This is a genomic window from Microcoleus sp. EPA2 (assembly GCA_020882975.1).
GTDB lineage: Bacteria > Cyanobacteriota > Cyanobacteriia > Cyanobacteriales > Microcoleaceae > Microcoleus.
In genome coordinates this window covers 95,398-110,214 of sequence record JAHRFD010000008.1, presented here as the reverse complement: position 1 = coordinate 110,214, position 14,817 = coordinate 95,398, and the positions used below count along the sequence as shown (strand labels likewise).

Genomic DNA, 14,817 nt, shown 5'->3' with positions numbered 1-14,817 from the left:
TTAATTTAAGTATCGTCATTCACCCGACAACGACTCGGATTATTGCACTCCAGGCGTTTAGTTCGATCGCCCATAACCGTAGCTAAAGGGGGCCTTCCTGTCAATGGTAGCCGCCAATGAGCCCAAATTCCGTACAGCCAATTGGCGATCGCCCCAACAATTGGCAATTTAGTCACAGCATACACCCAGCCCATCCCCAAAATCTCGTAGATGCGCCGGAAAACCTCTACATTTTTAACTGTGCTACCGTCGGGTAACACCGCATGAATCCGCCCCATCGCCGTTTCGTAGTCGATGCCGCCGTGGGATTCGGGGTTGTAGTCATCCTCCGCAATATCCACAAAGGCTACCAAACCTCGACCGCCATCCCGTTTCTGCAAAAAATTGACTTCTCGCACGCACAGAGGGCATTCACCGTCGTAGAGAAGCTTAATTTTCCAGGATGGTAGAGGCTTAATTTCGACAGATTCGGGGTGTTCAGTTTGGGCAGTAGACATGGGTAAAAGGCGATCGCTGGGAGCAGAAACAGACGCGCATTAGTATTTTACCGAAAAAATGGTTTTTGAGGATTGAACCACAGAGGACGCTCGTAAAAAGGTAAAAAACCGGGTTTCTGTCTCTAGGACTATTTAGGATCGATCGCCCCCAATGCTACTATCAACAAGATGCCACATATACTAAAATTTGTATTCTGAGCAACAGCAAAGTCAAGCGCCAGTAACTCGCACCCAATCTAAAAGCAAAAATCTACATGAACGTCAGAGTCCGTCTAGCCCCCAGTCCCACCGGAAACCTCCACATCGGTACCGCCCGAACCGCCGTATTTAACTGGCTGTTTGCCCGTAACCAAGGCGGCAAATTTATCCTGCGGGTAGAAGACACAGACTTAGAACGTTCCAAAAGTGAATACACCGACAATATCCTCGAAGGACTCACTTGGCTGGGAATGAACTGGGATGAAGGCCCTTCTTTCCAGTCTCAGCGTTTGGACATCTACCGACAAACTGTCCAAACTCTCCTGGATAAAGGACTCGCCTACCGCTGCTACACCACCTCGGCGGAACTAGACGAAATGCGGGAAGCACAAAAAGCCAACAAGCAGGCTCCTCGCTATGATAATCGCCACCGCCATCTCACCGCCGAACAGCGACAAGCTTTTGAAGCCGAAGGGCGGCAAGCTGTGATTCGTTTCATGATTGACGACGATCGCACTATATCTTGGCAAGATATGGTCCGCGGCACTGTGAGTTGGAAAGGTAGCGACCTCGGCGGGGATATGGTAATTGCTAGGGCTTCCACCACCGGCGACATTGGTCAACCTCTCTACAACCTCGCTGTAGTCGTTGATGATATCGATATGGCGATTAGTCACGTCATTCGTGGTGAAGATCATATTGGTAATACTCCCAAACAAATTTTGCTCTACGAAGCTTTGGGCGCGACAATCCCAGAATTTGCCCACACGCCGCTGATTTTAAATTCTCAAGGGCAAAAACTTTCTAAACGGGATGGGGTGACGTCGATTTCTGACTTTAAAGATATGGGTTATCTCCCGGAAGCTTTGGTCAATTACATGACTTTGCTTGGTTGGACTCCGCCGGATTCTACGCAAGAAATATTTACATTGTCCGAAGCAGCCACAGTATTTAATTGCGATCGAGTTAATAAAGCTGGGGCAAAATTTGATTGGGATAAACTAAATTGGCTCAATAGTCAATACCTGCACAAAATGCCGGTGCCACAATTGACTGATTTACTGATACCTTATTGGCAGAAAGCTGGTTATGAGTTTGATGATGTGGCCGATCGCCCTTGGCTCGAACAAATAGCTGCTTTAGTTAGTCAGAGTCTCGTGCGGCTCACCGATGCTGTTGATATGTGCAAGGTATTCTTCTCCACAGGGGTGGAATATGAAGAAGAGGCGATCGCACAATTGCAGCAACCAAAGGTATCAGAAGCTTTGCAAGCTGTTCTAGAAGTTGTGGAAAGTCATGCAACGCTGACATCAGCCGAAGCTCAGAAAATCACTAAAAAGCTCAGTAAAGAGAAAAATCTTAACAAAGGGCTAATTATGCGATCGCTCCGAGCGGCTTTGACCGGCGCAATGCACGGCCCCGACCTGATAGAATCTTGGGTAATCCTTCACCAGCGAGGAACGGATCGAGACCGCTTACAAACAGCTCTTAATAACTTGAATTTACCCGTTGTTGGTGCAGTTACCCAAACTCCTACCCCAGAAACCTCAAAAGCCGAAACTCCTCCTGAAACTCCCGCCCTGGAACACCAAGCAGTAGAGATTTCAACAGTCGCAACACCGACTATTGAAACTATCGAAACCTCGGTTACAGAACCAGCAGTGGAAGTTACAGCAGTCGAAACTCCGGTGGGTGAACCATCATCAGCACCAGAGGTTTCAGGAGTCGCAACTGCGGTGGACGAAACCGTCGAAACCCCGGTAGTTGAACCACCAGTCGAAGTTACAGCAGTCGAACCCCCGACTGTTGAACCAGCAGTAGAAGTTACAGTAGTCGAAGCACCAACGGTGGAAACAGTCGAATCGTCTGTTGCAGCAGTCGAAATATCGCCTGTTACAACAGTGGTAGCAGCAGTTGAAATACTACCTGCGGCCAATCAACCAAAAACTATTGCGAGTGGAGAAATGACTTCATCAAACGAACCAGAAACAACTACGATCGTCACCGAAATTACAACGAGTAATGAGAGTGAAAGTTCGATCGGTACCACCAAAGTTACTGTCACCGAAGAGCCTCCCAGTCAAGCTCAGCAGATCAAAGAACAAGTGATCTCAATTTTGTCTGAGCTTCCTGCTTACATCGGCGCTTTTTACGAGCAGTACAAAAGTCCGCTGACAGTCGTGGGTTTAATTTTTGCCTCGATTATCTCTTTGAAAGTGCTTTTGGGCGTAGTAGACGAACTCAATGACATTCCTCTGTTAGCACCTACTTTTGAGCTAATAGGTATTGGATATACCATATGGTTTGTCTATCGGTATTTGTTGCGTTCTTCCAACCGTCAACAATTAGGTCAAGAAATTCAAGCCATAAAAGAACAAGTTTTTGGCAAAAAGTCCTAAACTTTTGCTGGTAAATTGTTGAATTTGTACCCGATACTGATAATTTTAAGTAATTTGTCGGTGTCGGGTTTTTAATTTATTTGTTATCGGAATCCTGCCTGGGGCAAGTAAATTTGATATTAGTAATAGGAACCAACTAATAATCAATACCGAATAATATCGTTTATGGTTGTATCGGAATGATTTAACCACAGAGAACACAGAGAACACAGAGAGAGAAAATAGAGATATTAATAATTCAGATGCTACCGGATTTGATATAACAAATAACCAATAACCAATAACCAATAACCAATAACCAATAACCAATAACTAAACCCCAGCAGCCGTAAATGCTGCCCAGTAATAAGGATTAGCAAAAGGATGAGGCTTGCGGTTACGAATTTGTTGCAAAGAAGCTTCAGCACTAAGCCGAGAACTTTGAGGAAGTCTGTCGAACATTTGGGAAATTTGAGGTTGAAAGTCAGCCAGCAGCAGATCCAAATCCTCGCCATTCAAATCTCGCAGCCACCTTTGAGCATGATTGAGGGCGTTAGCCACATCTCCCGTTTGCAACCTTGGAAAATTGGCCAGATTTTCATAAAATTTGCTCATCAGCAACAGCGTCGAAACATCATTTACCTTCCACAGACTGCTGACAACAGTAGATGTGCCAGCATAGAGCAATGCCGCCGCAAATCCCACACAGTCACCATCATGGCTGACTACACTTTTGTCATTTTCGCAAGCCGATAAAGTGACTAAAAAGTATTGCCGAAAATCCCAATTAAAGATTTCTTCTAAAGTCAAACAATCATCTTGAAAAGACAAACATGATTTCAGAGGTGAAGCCAAATTCTGCAAGGCTACACAAGCAAAATGAGCGACTTTTTTCGAGGATAACTGTCCTGTTGTTACTGCTACATCCCCATGCAGATTAGCAGCAACAGCACTCTTAACAGCTTGTTTATTTATCTGCTTAGGACGCAAAACTTCCGCACTGGAAAAATATTGGCAAATATGGGCGACTTCAATATTGCTGTAGAGACCATCTTTATTAAAATTGGGAACTGCTACCAGTTGCTGCAATCGGGGTCGATATCTACCAATAGCAGCGCTGCGGGTAATTTGTGTCAACCGCCATAGCTGACAGGTAGGAGCATAACGAATTCCTCCGACAAATCGATCGATCAAATAAGTACCAGGTGGTTGTAGGTTGCTAAAAGCCGAACCTTGAGAAAAGTCTGAACCGATGAGGGTATCCAAATCCGAACCGGTACGATCGACTCCGGGAAACCTAGAATTTGTCGCGCCCTCAAAAAATAACTCTCCCATCCCCAGGGGCAAACCGTGGAGGGGCAAACCGTGTAAAAATCGGTGTGGTACAAAAATTAGCCGATCGCAATTTTCCGGCACCAGGGAAACTACTTGGTCTATTTCCAGCAAAGTGGCCAAGCGGTTGAGTCTACCCTGGAGCTGATTGATCCAGCGACCTTTTTGGTCAGAATAAGCGCTATGGTACTCTAATATCCAATTTTCGAGATCCAAAGCATTTTTAGTCGAACATACGTGTACAGCGGGATATTGGGCATCACTCAGAATCACAAAAGCGACCAATACCTCCCCCAAACTAGCCCACACTACCGCAGCACAATTGTCATCCGGTAACAATTCCCGAATTTGTTCAAACCCGATCGGTTGAACTTTACGAACTAAACTCAAGAAAGGGTCTTTTGGCTCCACTTCCCCAGCAATCAACCCGTCCAACTGCTGCCAGAGTTGATTGAGGTGCGTACAATCCGAGTTCCCCAAGAGGGAACCACCGTTCAAACCTTGGCTATCATCCCCAGGGGAAATCAGGACACTAACACCATCAGTAACTCCCTGTTCTTGGTGCTGCTGTTGGGCCATAATTTCCCGTCGCAAGCACTCCAACTCCTCTCGAATGATTGGGGGGATGTCGCCTTTAGGAGTTAGTTGGCATTTCACCAGCAGTTCTACCAAATTCAGAGCTTTGTGGCGTTCTGTGTATTCCAGCGCTTTGGCATAATAGCCCGGTTTAGTTGCGCCCAGTTCCAGGCAAACTTGTACCAGGGCTTTGTAGAGTCGAGTCCAGGTGCGAGTCAATTTTAGGTTCTGGGGAATCGATCGATCGCCGGCATCACACAAATCAACCGTAGCTTCGCAGCGCAAGAATTCTACAGTATCGACAGCAGCAGCAAAAACACTGTAAGCTCGGAGCAATTGACCGTTAAGTCGGTGAGCCTGACCCAAATAAAACAAAGTTTGAGCCCAGCGGTGGGGATAAGTTTCGCGAGTGTAGACTTGGCCTGCATTGTGATAACAGGCGATCGCCGTTTGAAGGTGAGATGAGCTTTCAGTATCCGTCAATTCACAAAAAGCTTGACCCAAATGGTTTTGCAGCATCGCCCAACGCTCTGGAGAGTTTTTGCGAGTGTATACTTTCAAAGCATTTTGATAGCAGGCGATCGCACTTTTGAGATTGCGGTTTCTTTCCCCTTTGAGATGTTCGCTCAAAGCGCGGCCAAGGTAAGCGCACAACATCGCCCAACGTTCAGGAAACTTTTGGCGATTGCAAAAGAGCAAAGCATTTTGATAGCAACTAATTACTAATTCGATATTGTCAGCTTTTTCACCTTTGACTCGTAGGCTGTAGGCTTTGCCCAGGTAAGTTTGTAGTGTCGCCCATCGTTCGGGAAATTTTTGCCTAGTATGAACTTGTAAAGCATCAAGATAGCAGGCGATCGCCATTTCCAAATTTTCGATTCTGTCACCTTTGATGCGATCGATAAATACCCTACCCAAATTACTTTGAGTCGTCGCCCATTGAACGGGAAAACCTTCCCTAGTCCGTATTTCCAGAGCTCTTTGATAACAGTTGATAGCGTATTCCAGGTTTTCGGCTCGATTTCCCCGTAGACGAGCGCAATAAGCATTAGCCAAATTATTTTGAGTTGTGGCCCAGCGGCGGGGAGACAACTTGCGGTTGTAGACTTGCAAGGCATTGTAGTAGCAAGCGATCGCCAGTTCCAAATTTTGGGCCCTGTCTCCTCGGAGTCGGCGACTGTAAGCGCGGCCGAGATTATTTTGAGTGCTGGCCCACTCTCCGCCGAAAATCTCGCGGGTGCGGACTTGCAAGGCATTTTGATAGCAATCGATCGCCTTCTCCTGATTATCTGCGGGATCTCCCCGGAGACGATCGGTGTAAGCATTACCCAGATTGTTTTGCAGCATCGCCCACTGTTCGGGGTACTTTTCGGGAGTCCGAACTTGTAGAGCATTTTTAAAACAAGCGATGGCCTGTTCCAGATTTTGGGCCCGATCGCCCTTAAGGCGATCGCTGTAAGCATTACCCAGGTTATTTTGCAGCACCGCCCAATCTTGGGGAAAATAAGAGCGAGTAAACACCTTAGCTACTGTTTCATAACCTGCTATTTCAATTTCCAAATTATTTGCCTTATTACCCAGGGGAAACCGCCCGATGGCCTTGCTCAAATTGCCAATCAGGGCGCCTAGGCGTCTTGTCTCAACGGAGGTAGCCCCCGGTAGTACCGAACTAGCCCACTGGCGCAGTAGTTGGGCGAAGTTCTGGTCAAGTTTGTCTAAATTATTTCTCAGCAGGGGGTAGACTTGGTGCAAGTCAGGGCTGCGGCTGACTGTCTGCAATACTTCTGCTAAAAAAGTGAGATAGGCTTGGGGGGTGGCTGGTAATTGAGCATTTTCCCGCGCTTGCTCTAAGGGTGCAATCACCCTCTGAAAAAATTTTGCCGCTTTGACTAAACCTTCTGGTGTCAGTGGCGGCACTTCTAAGTACAGCGTTTCCACAGACTCAGAGTCGATCGACTTTGAGTTAATCTTCAAAATCAAATCTGTTCCTGAGTCCCCAGGATTTTCCAGCAGCGCTCGGAGCATATTAAGATCAGTTTTGCGACGCTGTTCGTCCATCGTGAATTCCGCCGAACTATTAACGATAGGATTACTCCCCCGTGCAGCCAATTAAATCAGGAAATCGGGAAATATAAACAAAGGCTTCCCCCAGCTTAGCAAGACTGGGAAGAAGCCCCTCAAAACTATCAAATTCCGAATCAACTCAATGGTGTTGCTATTACAAACAACAGTCGATTTACTAAACCGATTGGGAAGCAAGGGCTTTTTCGACGGCTGCCAAAGCTTGGGCTACTTCAGCCTCTGTCACAATCAGTGGCGGCACAAACCTCAGCACTTTCGGTCCTGCGGGAACTAACAGCACACCAGCGGCGATCGCCGATTTCACGATATCAGCGGATGTGAGGGGGATATCAGCTTGTAATTCCAGACCATTAATCAACCCCCAGCCCCGCACATCAGCGATTAAATTGGGATATTGGGCGGCCATCTTGTTGAGTCCATCTCTCAACTGTTCCCCGCGTTGCTGCACATTTTCGAGAATATTTTCCCGTTCTAAAGTTTGGCAAACGCACAAAGCCACAGCACAAGCAAAGGGATTGCCGCCGAAGGTGCTAGCGTGACTTCCTGGTTCAAATACATCGCAGCTCGATTTGCACATCATAGCGCCGATCGGGATACCGCCACCCAAGCCCTTAGCAGAAGTAAAGATATCCGGCTCAATACCGAGATTTTCGTAGCCCCAATATTTACCACTGCGTCCCATTCCGACTTGCACTTCATCGAGAATCAGCAAGATACCTTTTTCGTCGCAAATTTCCCGAATTCGTTGGAAGTAAGCGACATCACCGGGGCGAACTCCACCTTCTCCTTGCAGCGCTTCCATCATAATGGCAGCTACTTGGCGTTCATCTTTGTCCAGTTCTGCGATCGCCTGTTCCAGGGCAGCAATGTCATTGTAGGGCACGTAATGAAACCCCGGCATCAGAGGACTAAAACCCTTTTGGTATTTCGGCTGTCCCGTTGCAGTAATTGTCGCCAGGGTGCGCCCGTGGAAACTAGCATGGGCGGTGATGATGGTGGGATTAGAGATATTTAATTTTTCGTGAGCATACTTGCGGGCGAGTTTAATCGCTGCTTCATTAGCTTCTGCGCCGGAGTTGCAAAAGAAAACGCGATCGGCACAAGAATGGTCTACCAGCCAATGTGCCAGCTCACCCTGTACTGGAATATAATAAAGGTTAGAAACGTGGTGTAGCGTTTGAATTTGCTTCGTTACAGCCTCAATTAGAGCCGGATGAGCGTGTCCCAGAGTACAAGTCGCAATGCCAGCGACAAAATCCAGATATTCGCGGCCTTGGGTATCCCAAACACGGCAACCTTCGCCCCGTTCTAAGGCGATTTGAAAGCGCCCGTAGGTTGTCATTACATATTTATCAAAGCTCTCGGAACTAAACGGACTAGCTTCGGATTGGACTAAGGGTTCTTTTAGTAAGGTTTGTGGACTCACGAATTGCTCCTTAAAAAATTATGTGCAGGTCTCGATTGTACGGTAAAAATCCAGTTTAACGATGTAGGCTGTTAGTTTTGTCATAAAATCATAACAGCAAAAGCAATTAATCTTCCACAAATCTACTGATGAGTTATTACATTTCTCCTAGTTTTCTCGACAAAGTTGCGGTGCACGTCACTAAGAATTTTTTAAATTTACCAGGTGTGAGAGTTCCCCTAATATTGGGAATTCACGGCCGCAAAGGAGAAGGCAAAACATTTCAATGCGAACTGGTTTTTCGGCGCATGGGTTTTGAACCCGTGATGATATCTGGAGGCGAATTAGAAAGTCCCGATGCCGGAGATCCTTCGCGTTTAATTCGCTTGCGCTATCGGGAAGCGGCGGAACAAATTCGGGTGCGCGGGGAAATGTGCGCTGTGTTTATTAATGATTTGGATGCTGGTGCTGGCAGATTCGATTCCACTACTCAGTATACCGTTAATACTCAGATGGTCAATGCCACTCTGATGAATATTGCTGACAATCCACATAACGTGCAGTTACCGGGAAGTTATGACGATACTCCCTTGCATAGAGTGCCGATTATTGTGACTGGAAACGACTTTGCCACGCTGTACGCCCCACTGATTCGCGACGGGCGGATGGAGAAGTTTTATTGGGAACCGAGCCGCGATGATAAAATTGGGGTTGTGGGCGGCATTTTTGAGTCTGACAATTTATCGAAAGCCGACATTGTGGCGTTGGTGGATAAATTTTCCGAACAGGCGATCGACTTTTTCAGTGCATTGCGATCGCGCATTTATGACGAACAGATTCGCGAGTTCATTCACAAAATAGGAATCGAGAAAGTTTCCAAGCGTTTAGTAAACAGTGTGGAAGAACCACCCGGCTTTCAAAACCCAAATTTCAGCCTCGCTCATTTAATAGAAATGGGCAGTTTGATGGTAGGCCAACAAAAGCGGATTCAGGAAATGCGCTTAGTCGATGAATACAACCAATCGCGGTTGTTCAATCTAAAAACACCGGAAAAACCACCCGCCGAAGTTCCGACTCAAAGTCAATTAAACGATCCATCATCTAAATATTATAAAGCCTATGCTGCACCAGTTGCCGAAGTTAGTAACAGTAAGGTTTCGCGGCTCAGTTCCGAAGTCTTGGCACAAGTGCAACAATTATTAACAAGAGGCTGCAAAATCGGGATAGAATATGCAGACAATCGCCGATTTAAAACAGGTTCATGGCAAAGTTGCGCCACCATTCAAAGCGCACAGGAACAGCAAGTGATTGCATCTTTGGAAACTTGTTTAGCGGAGCACGGTGGCGAATACGTGCGACTAATAGGCATCGATCCAAAAGCCAAGCGCAGGGTAGTTGAAACCATCATTCAGCGGCCGAATAGTTAAAAGGCTGTAGGGGCGGGTTTTACCAACCATTAATGATAAAAATTGACCAACCTCAAAAACCCGCCCCCCCAACGACAAATCGCTGTAGGGGCGGGTTTTACCAACCATTAATGATAAAAATTGACCAACCTCAAAAACCCGCCCCCCCAACGACAAATCGCTGTAGGGGCGGGTTTTACCAACCATTAATGATAAAAATTGACCAACCTCAAAAACCCGCCCCCCCAACGACAAATCGCTGTAGGGGCGGGTTTTACCAACCATTAATGACAAAAATCGACAATCTCAAAAACCCGCCCCACCCCAACGACAAATCAATGACAAAAATCGACAAACCTCAAAAACCCGCCCCCCCCCCAACGACAAATCGCCATTCCAAATTAAGGTTGATGTGGGTTATTGGTGTGGTGGGGGCGGGTTTATCTAGATGCTTTGTCCGACTCAAATATTATCTGTAAAACCCGCCCCTACAGGTAATATCTATGCGATCGTGCGACATCGATGTGGTGGGGGCGGGTTTATCTAGATGCTTTGTCCGACTCAAATATTATCTGTAAAACCCGCCCCTACAGGTAATATCTATGCGATCGTGCGACATCGATGTGGTGGGGGCGGGTTTATCTAGATGCTTTGTCCGACTCAAATATTATCTGTAAAACCCGCCCCTACAGGCAATATATATTCGATCGTGCGACATCGCTCTCTGCGTTCTCTGCGCCCTCTGTGGTAAAAAAATCCGGTTATATAGACATAGAGATAACATACTGTTTCAACACAGAATTCAAACTAAACAAAGTTATCTTTTCCTCTTCTACAGCATCCAATAAAAACCGACTTCCCAGAGATCGCACTGCATTAACTATTTCAGACGGCGAAAACGGTATTTGGTTAAAAAAATGAGACACAGCAACAGGTTCAGCTTGATTAGCCAGGTGAACCATCACCGCCAACTCTGCCGCAGTCAAACGCCCAAAAGGTTGAGATAATTGAAATTGCAACCCTTCATCTAAAATCGGCATTTCGCACTGCAAAAACTCCGCAACTCTCCCCCCAAATAACTCTCGAATCAGGGTTGCAGTCAACTCCAACCATAGGGGATTGCCTTGATAAATGTCAATCAAAGTTGACCATGTTTCCTCATCGGCTAACTTTTGCGATCTCAAAATCTCTTTAGCAGCTTCTCCCAAACTTCTTGTAAGTTGCTCTCAGTTGTGCCGCTGTCTCAGCAATATCTGGAGTTAATTCAACAACAGTCTAATTCTAAAATACTGCGCTTGGGTGATAGAATCATGCGTTGACGAATATGTGCAAATAATTCAGAGATGAGTCGCATTTGCTCATCTGGTGCAAGTTTTAAAACCTGAGTCAGTACCGTGCTGTAAGTAGACATAGACTCTGCATTAAGATTTTTGGGCTGATTGTCATTATAGCAATTTAGGAGCTAGGGAAATGCGATCGCCCTTATCTTCCCAAAGCGCGATCGCCCCTTCTTTTACCTAATCAAATGGATTCAATATAGTTAACCCATTAACACGCTTAAAATCCTTAGCATTGCGAGTCACCAAAACACATCCCTCAACTAAAGCACAAGCTGCAATTACACCATCACCTAATTTCAAGCGATAATCTCTACGAATTTGGGCTGCACTATCTAAAACTGCTTCTGTCAATGATACGCACTTAAGAAGCCTCAAAAATTCTCGCATCTCATTCGCTTGTTCTTCTGTCAATGCCGGGTAACAAAGTAACTCCACCCAACTAATCGGACAGTAAAGTGCCTCTGCATCTCCAGCTTCAATTTCATCAAATATAGGCTGAACTTCTGGCCCATCATTGAAGTAGTAAATCAGGATGTTGGTATCGAGAAGATATTTATTAATCATCCCATTCTGCTCTAAGTTGCAACTGGAATTCCAAAGCATCCACACGCTTAGGTAAAAAACCTCGCCATCTCTTTAGATTTTTCCTGGGCAATCTTTCACTGCTACCCTGAGTTTGGGTTGTTTCCCGATCGCGCATCAAAGCTGACAATACTTCTAAAAGTTGCTGTTGCTCTTGGTGAGTGAGACTTTGAGCCTGACTCAGTACCTCGCTATAAGTAGACATAGGCTTTATGTTGAGATTTTTGGCTGACTGTCATTATAGCAATTTAGGAGCGAAGGAAGTACGATCGCCCTTATCTTCCCTGCATTGCGATCGCCTTCATGCCGATTTTTTGATAAACTTCCCCAGATTCCATGCTACTTTCTCCTGCTTGTTTCCGCTTCATTGACTCTAACAATTTCAGCTTGACTTCTTCCTTAACTTCTAAACCTGCATCAGCATCGCCCAAATATTCTTCCAAGCACTGTTCAACGGTGTGCCGAATCAAGTCCCTCAGTTGCTCAACTGTCATATCTTTGACTTGCATCTTAATCTCCTAGTTTGTGGGATTATCAATAAATAATAGCAACTTTTTAAAATTATGGGAAATGCCATCGCCCTTATCTTCCCAAAGTACCTGAAGCACAGCGGGTGCATCTGTGTTTTGCAAATATACTCGTAGGGGCGAAGCATGACCGCTGTAAATCTCTGTCTCTCGCTAATAAATTGTCTGCGGTCATGCTTCGCCTATGCAAAATCGGGATGCTCCCAGCACAGCTATCCCAAAGTGCGATCGACCTAAATCTAACTCCCCGAAAATAAAAACTCAGTAGCAACATTCCACTGACTACCATCATGAATCAATAAAATCAACTCCGCAGCAGTAAACTCAAAAAAGATCGATCGCTCTTTGAATTCCAACCAAGCAGCATCAAAATTTGGCTTAGTTAAATCGCTAAACGCCACAGTCATATGCGGTACAAAAGAGCGAGTCTGAGAAACGCGATCGACAATTCCCAAATTTTCCCCAACATAACTCATCAAATCTGTTTGAAGTTCCAGCAATGCCGGCGATTTGACAACATCAACATAAATGACGCGGGGCGCAAAAGCAGCAAAACCGGAGAGAGTAATCGGAATTGGTAAGCGCCCAGCACCAAACCCCTTCAAACATTGCTCCAATTTGGGAACATCCGCCACAGCCCATTCAAAAGGAGGTTGCAACGTGATGTGCGGTGGCGACTGCAAAGCGCGGCGGCTGTTGTAGTTTTCCGCAAAATACTCTTTAATCTGAGTAATCTGCTGTTGAATCTCCAGAGGTGGCACCAAAGCAATGAAAAATCTCTGTTTTAATGGATTCATAGGATAGTATCGCACTCAAGAAAGGATGCTGGAACATAGAGCAGTGACGTGATGGCCCACTTGCCCGCTGACTCATTCCCAATCTAAGATCGAAAATAAAAAATCCCAAATAAAAAAATGCCTTGGTTTGTCAAAATTGAGCAAGGAATTGTCGAAAAGCCCGTCTTTGACCAGTACGTGCCCGCTCACAGAGCTTATGTCCGAGACTTGATTTCAAAAGGACACCGAGCCAAAACTGGCTACTGGGCAAGGAGAGGCGGTGGTATGTTGATGTTTGAGGCCGGTTCGATGGATGAGGCAAAGGCGATCGTCGCTCAAGACCCCCTGGTGAAGAACGGTTGCGTTAGTTATGAAATTTATCACTGGTGTGTGGTTGAAGAATAAATAACTGTGTTATACTCATAAATGAACTGGACCCACGCGATTACAACGCCCAAATCTTGTCAGGACCGGAAGGTAGCAGCAACACGGGATGCTTGTGATAGGCGTGGTATCCGGTTCACCCAGTTTTTTGAGGTGTAGCTTCTATGCCTGGTTTTGGAGATATTTTACAAAAAGCAGTTTACCTAGGCGTTGGGCTAGCTTCCTACGCTGGCGAAAAAGCAGGTAGCAAGCTAAATGAGTTGCGCGCTGAAGCTGAAAAGCTCTCGGAAGAATTGGTGAAGCGGGGCGAGATGTCCACGGAAGAAGCTCGTCGCTTTGTTGATGATATGGTGCAACAGGCTCAGCAGCAGCCCCAGTCAGTGGAACCGGCGGGGAATAAAAACACGGCGGAACCGCGACGGATTGAAATTGTTTCTGAAGAAGACGCTTCGGCAAAAGATGCTAAAGAAGTTGACGGCGTGGACAAGCTGCGGGAACAGGTACAGAATTTACAAGACGAATTGCGACGGCTGAAGCGAGATTAAACCGCAAACAGTGCGATATCAAATCATAAAGGGAACTTAGAGTCAAGCTCTTGAGTTCCCTTTTTGAATATCTACCCCATAATCTCAAATCAAATGTGGACGGATCTGAGGCAAGAGGTAATAGAATTGTGAATAGGGTATCACCACTTTGCAGTTTTTGCGTCAGTGCTGTGTAACTCACCATCTAATTCTTTCCAAGGACTAAAGTCCTCACTACAAACTGAAGTAACCTTACAAATTCATGGAAGATTGGTCAAAAGGTTTTTTTGAAGTAATCGAAAATGCTGCGTCTGAAGTAGAGCATTTTTTCACGGATATGAACGAAGATTTTGCTGAAATGCTGGAGGTATTGACCAAGATTTCGGAAGAGTTTACAGAACAAGTACAGAATAGTCTGATTAATGAGATAGATGGTTATTTCAATGAGTTAGACGGCTATTTCAATGAATTAATAGAACCGATTATTGAGGTTTACCGCGAATTCGAGCAGGATTTTGATGAGATAGATTCTTCTTTTGTGACTTATGTAGACCCTTCCCCTATACAACAGCAGGCTTGTCGCGGTTGTCGAAACTATCACGGTCAAGTTTATGGGGGAAATTTGTTGGTTTGTGCGATGCACCCTACTGGTGTGGAATCAGAAAGTTGTCCAGATTGGGAATCTGACGGCGATCGCAATTTTTAAGAGTTTTTGAGGGGTTTTCGATATGTTAAAGTTTTAATGAGAAATTAGTTACGGTTGAATCAGGATAATATTGCATCTAACTGTATTTAAAAGTGAATCTATCG

14 protein-coding genes, 1 other RNA gene and 1 pseudogene are annotated in these 14,817 nt (G+C 45.6%); 7 read left to right on the top strand and 9 right to left on the bottom strand.

Annotation, left to right across the window (positions count from 1 at the left end; all coding sequences use genetic code 11):
* Positions 1 to 5 precede the first annotated feature (5 nt).
* Entirely contained in the window at positions 6 to 497 is a 492-nt protein-coding gene (locus AAFP14_RS10165) for a thiol-disulfide oxidoreductase DCC family protein (protein WP_341732141.1), read from the bottom strand.
* A 254-nt stretch (positions 498 to 751) separates the two neighbouring features.
* Between AAFP14_RS10165 and gltX the strand changes: the two are divergent.
* Positions 752 to 2,188 (top strand): annotated as a pseudogene (gene gltX / locus AAFP14_RS10160) (glutamate--tRNA ligase); the annotation flags it as partial.
* 471 nt (positions 2,189 to 2,659) lie between these two features.
* Entirely contained in the window at positions 2,660 to 3,094 is a 435-nt protein-coding gene (locus tag AAFP14_RS10155; protein ID WP_341732213.1) for a CAAD domain-containing protein, read from the top strand.
* 312 nt (positions 3,095 to 3,406) lie between these two features.
* On the opposite strand, the gene AAFP14_RS10150 is transcribed toward AAFP14_RS10155, so the two are convergent.
* Both AAFP14_RS10150 and AAFP14_RS10145 read right to left on the bottom strand, forming a co-directional pair.
* Entirely contained in the window at positions 3,407 to 7,039 is a 3,633-nt protein-coding gene (locus tag AAFP14_RS10150; RefSeq protein WP_341732140.1) for a CHAT domain-containing protein, read from the bottom strand.
* Positions 7,040 to 7,220: 181 nt separating this feature from the next.
* Positions 7,221 to 8,489 carry an aspartate aminotransferase family protein gene (locus tag AAFP14_RS10145; protein ID WP_341732139.1) on the bottom strand — a complete coding sequence of 423 codons (1,269 nt, stop codon included), beginning with the start codon at positions 8,487 to 8,489 and terminating at the stop codon, positions 7,221 to 7,223.
* A gap of 128 nt (positions 8,490 to 8,617) precedes the next feature.
* On the opposite strand from AAFP14_RS10145, the gene AAFP14_RS10140 reads away from it, so the two are divergent.
* Positions 8,618 to 9,895 (top strand): ribulose bisphosphate carboxylase small subunit, encoded by a 1,278-nt coding sequence (locus AAFP14_RS10140; RefSeq protein ID WP_341732138.1) that lies wholly within the window; start codon positions 8,618 to 8,620, stop codon positions 9,893 to 9,895.
* Between the two features lie 740 nt (positions 9,896 to 10,635).
* Here AAFP14_RS10140 and AAFP14_RS10135 read toward each other — a convergent pair.
* The 6 genes from AAFP14_RS10135 to AAFP14_RS10110 form a co-directional block, all read right to left on the bottom strand.
* Positions 10,636 to 11,058, bottom strand: a complete 423-nt coding sequence (locus AAFP14_RS10135; RefSeq protein ID WP_341732137.1) for a hypothetical protein — start codon at positions 11,056 to 11,058, stop codon at positions 10,636 to 10,638.
* 80 nt (positions 11,059 to 11,138) lie between these two features.
* Complete coding sequence (locus AAFP14_RS10130) at positions 11,139 to 11,285, bottom strand: hypothetical protein (protein WP_341732136.1); 147 nt, start codon at positions 11,283 to 11,285, stop codon at positions 11,139 to 11,141.
* A gap of 106 nt (positions 11,286 to 11,391) precedes the next feature.
* Complete coding sequence (locus tag AAFP14_RS10125; RefSeq protein ID WP_341732135.1) at positions 11,392 to 11,778, bottom strand: type II toxin-antitoxin system VapC family toxin; 387 nt, start codon at positions 11,776 to 11,778, stop codon at positions 11,392 to 11,394.
* Complete coding sequence (locus AAFP14_RS10120) at positions 11,771 to 12,001, bottom strand: hypothetical protein (RefSeq protein WP_341732134.1); 231 nt, start codon at positions 11,999 to 12,001, stop codon at positions 11,771 to 11,773. The genes AAFP14_RS10125 and AAFP14_RS10120 overlap by 8 nt, the downstream gene beginning before the upstream one ends.
* A 70-nt stretch (positions 12,002 to 12,071) precedes the next feature.
* The gene (locus tag AAFP14_RS10115; protein WP_341732133.1) at positions 12,072 to 12,305 is read right to left on the bottom strand and encodes a hypothetical protein; all 234 of its coding nucleotides are present in this window, start codon (positions 12,303 to 12,305) and stop codon (positions 12,072 to 12,074) included.
* 257 nt (positions 12,306 to 12,562) lie between these two features.
* A complete protein-coding gene (locus AAFP14_RS10110) occupies positions 12,563 to 13,120 on the bottom strand; it encodes a 2'-5' RNA ligase family protein (RefSeq protein ID WP_341732132.1) in 558 nt (185 codons plus the stop codon).
* A gap of 117 nt (positions 13,121 to 13,237) precedes the next feature.
* On the opposite strand from AAFP14_RS10110, the gene AAFP14_RS10105 reads away from it, so the two are divergent.
* The 4 genes from AAFP14_RS10105 to AAFP14_RS10090 all read left to right on the top strand — a co-directional run bounded on the left by AAFP14_RS10105 (position 13,238) and on the right by AAFP14_RS10090 (position 14,713).
* Complete coding sequence (locus tag AAFP14_RS10105) at positions 13,238 to 13,504, top strand: YciI family protein (protein WP_341732131.1); 267 nt, start codon at positions 13,238 to 13,240, stop codon at positions 13,502 to 13,504.
* Positions 13,505 to 13,527: 23 nt separating this feature from the next.
* Positions 13,528 to 13,624: signal recognition particle sRNA small type (gene ffs, locus AAFP14_RS10100), an RNA gene on the top strand.
* Between the two features lie 23 nt (positions 13,625 to 13,647).
* Positions 13,648 to 14,028 carry a phasin family protein gene (locus AAFP14_RS10095; protein WP_341732130.1) on the top strand — a complete coding sequence of 127 codons (381 nt, stop codon included), beginning with the start codon at positions 13,648 to 13,650 and terminating at the stop codon, positions 14,026 to 14,028.
* 241 nt (positions 14,029 to 14,269) lie between these two features.
* Positions 14,270 to 14,713: a hypothetical protein gene (locus AAFP14_RS10090; RefSeq protein ID WP_341732129.1), complete on the top strand. Its 444-nt coding sequence runs from the start codon at positions 14,270 to 14,272 to the stop codon at positions 14,711 to 14,713.
* The last annotated feature ends 104 nt before the right edge of the window (positions 14,714 to 14,817 follow it).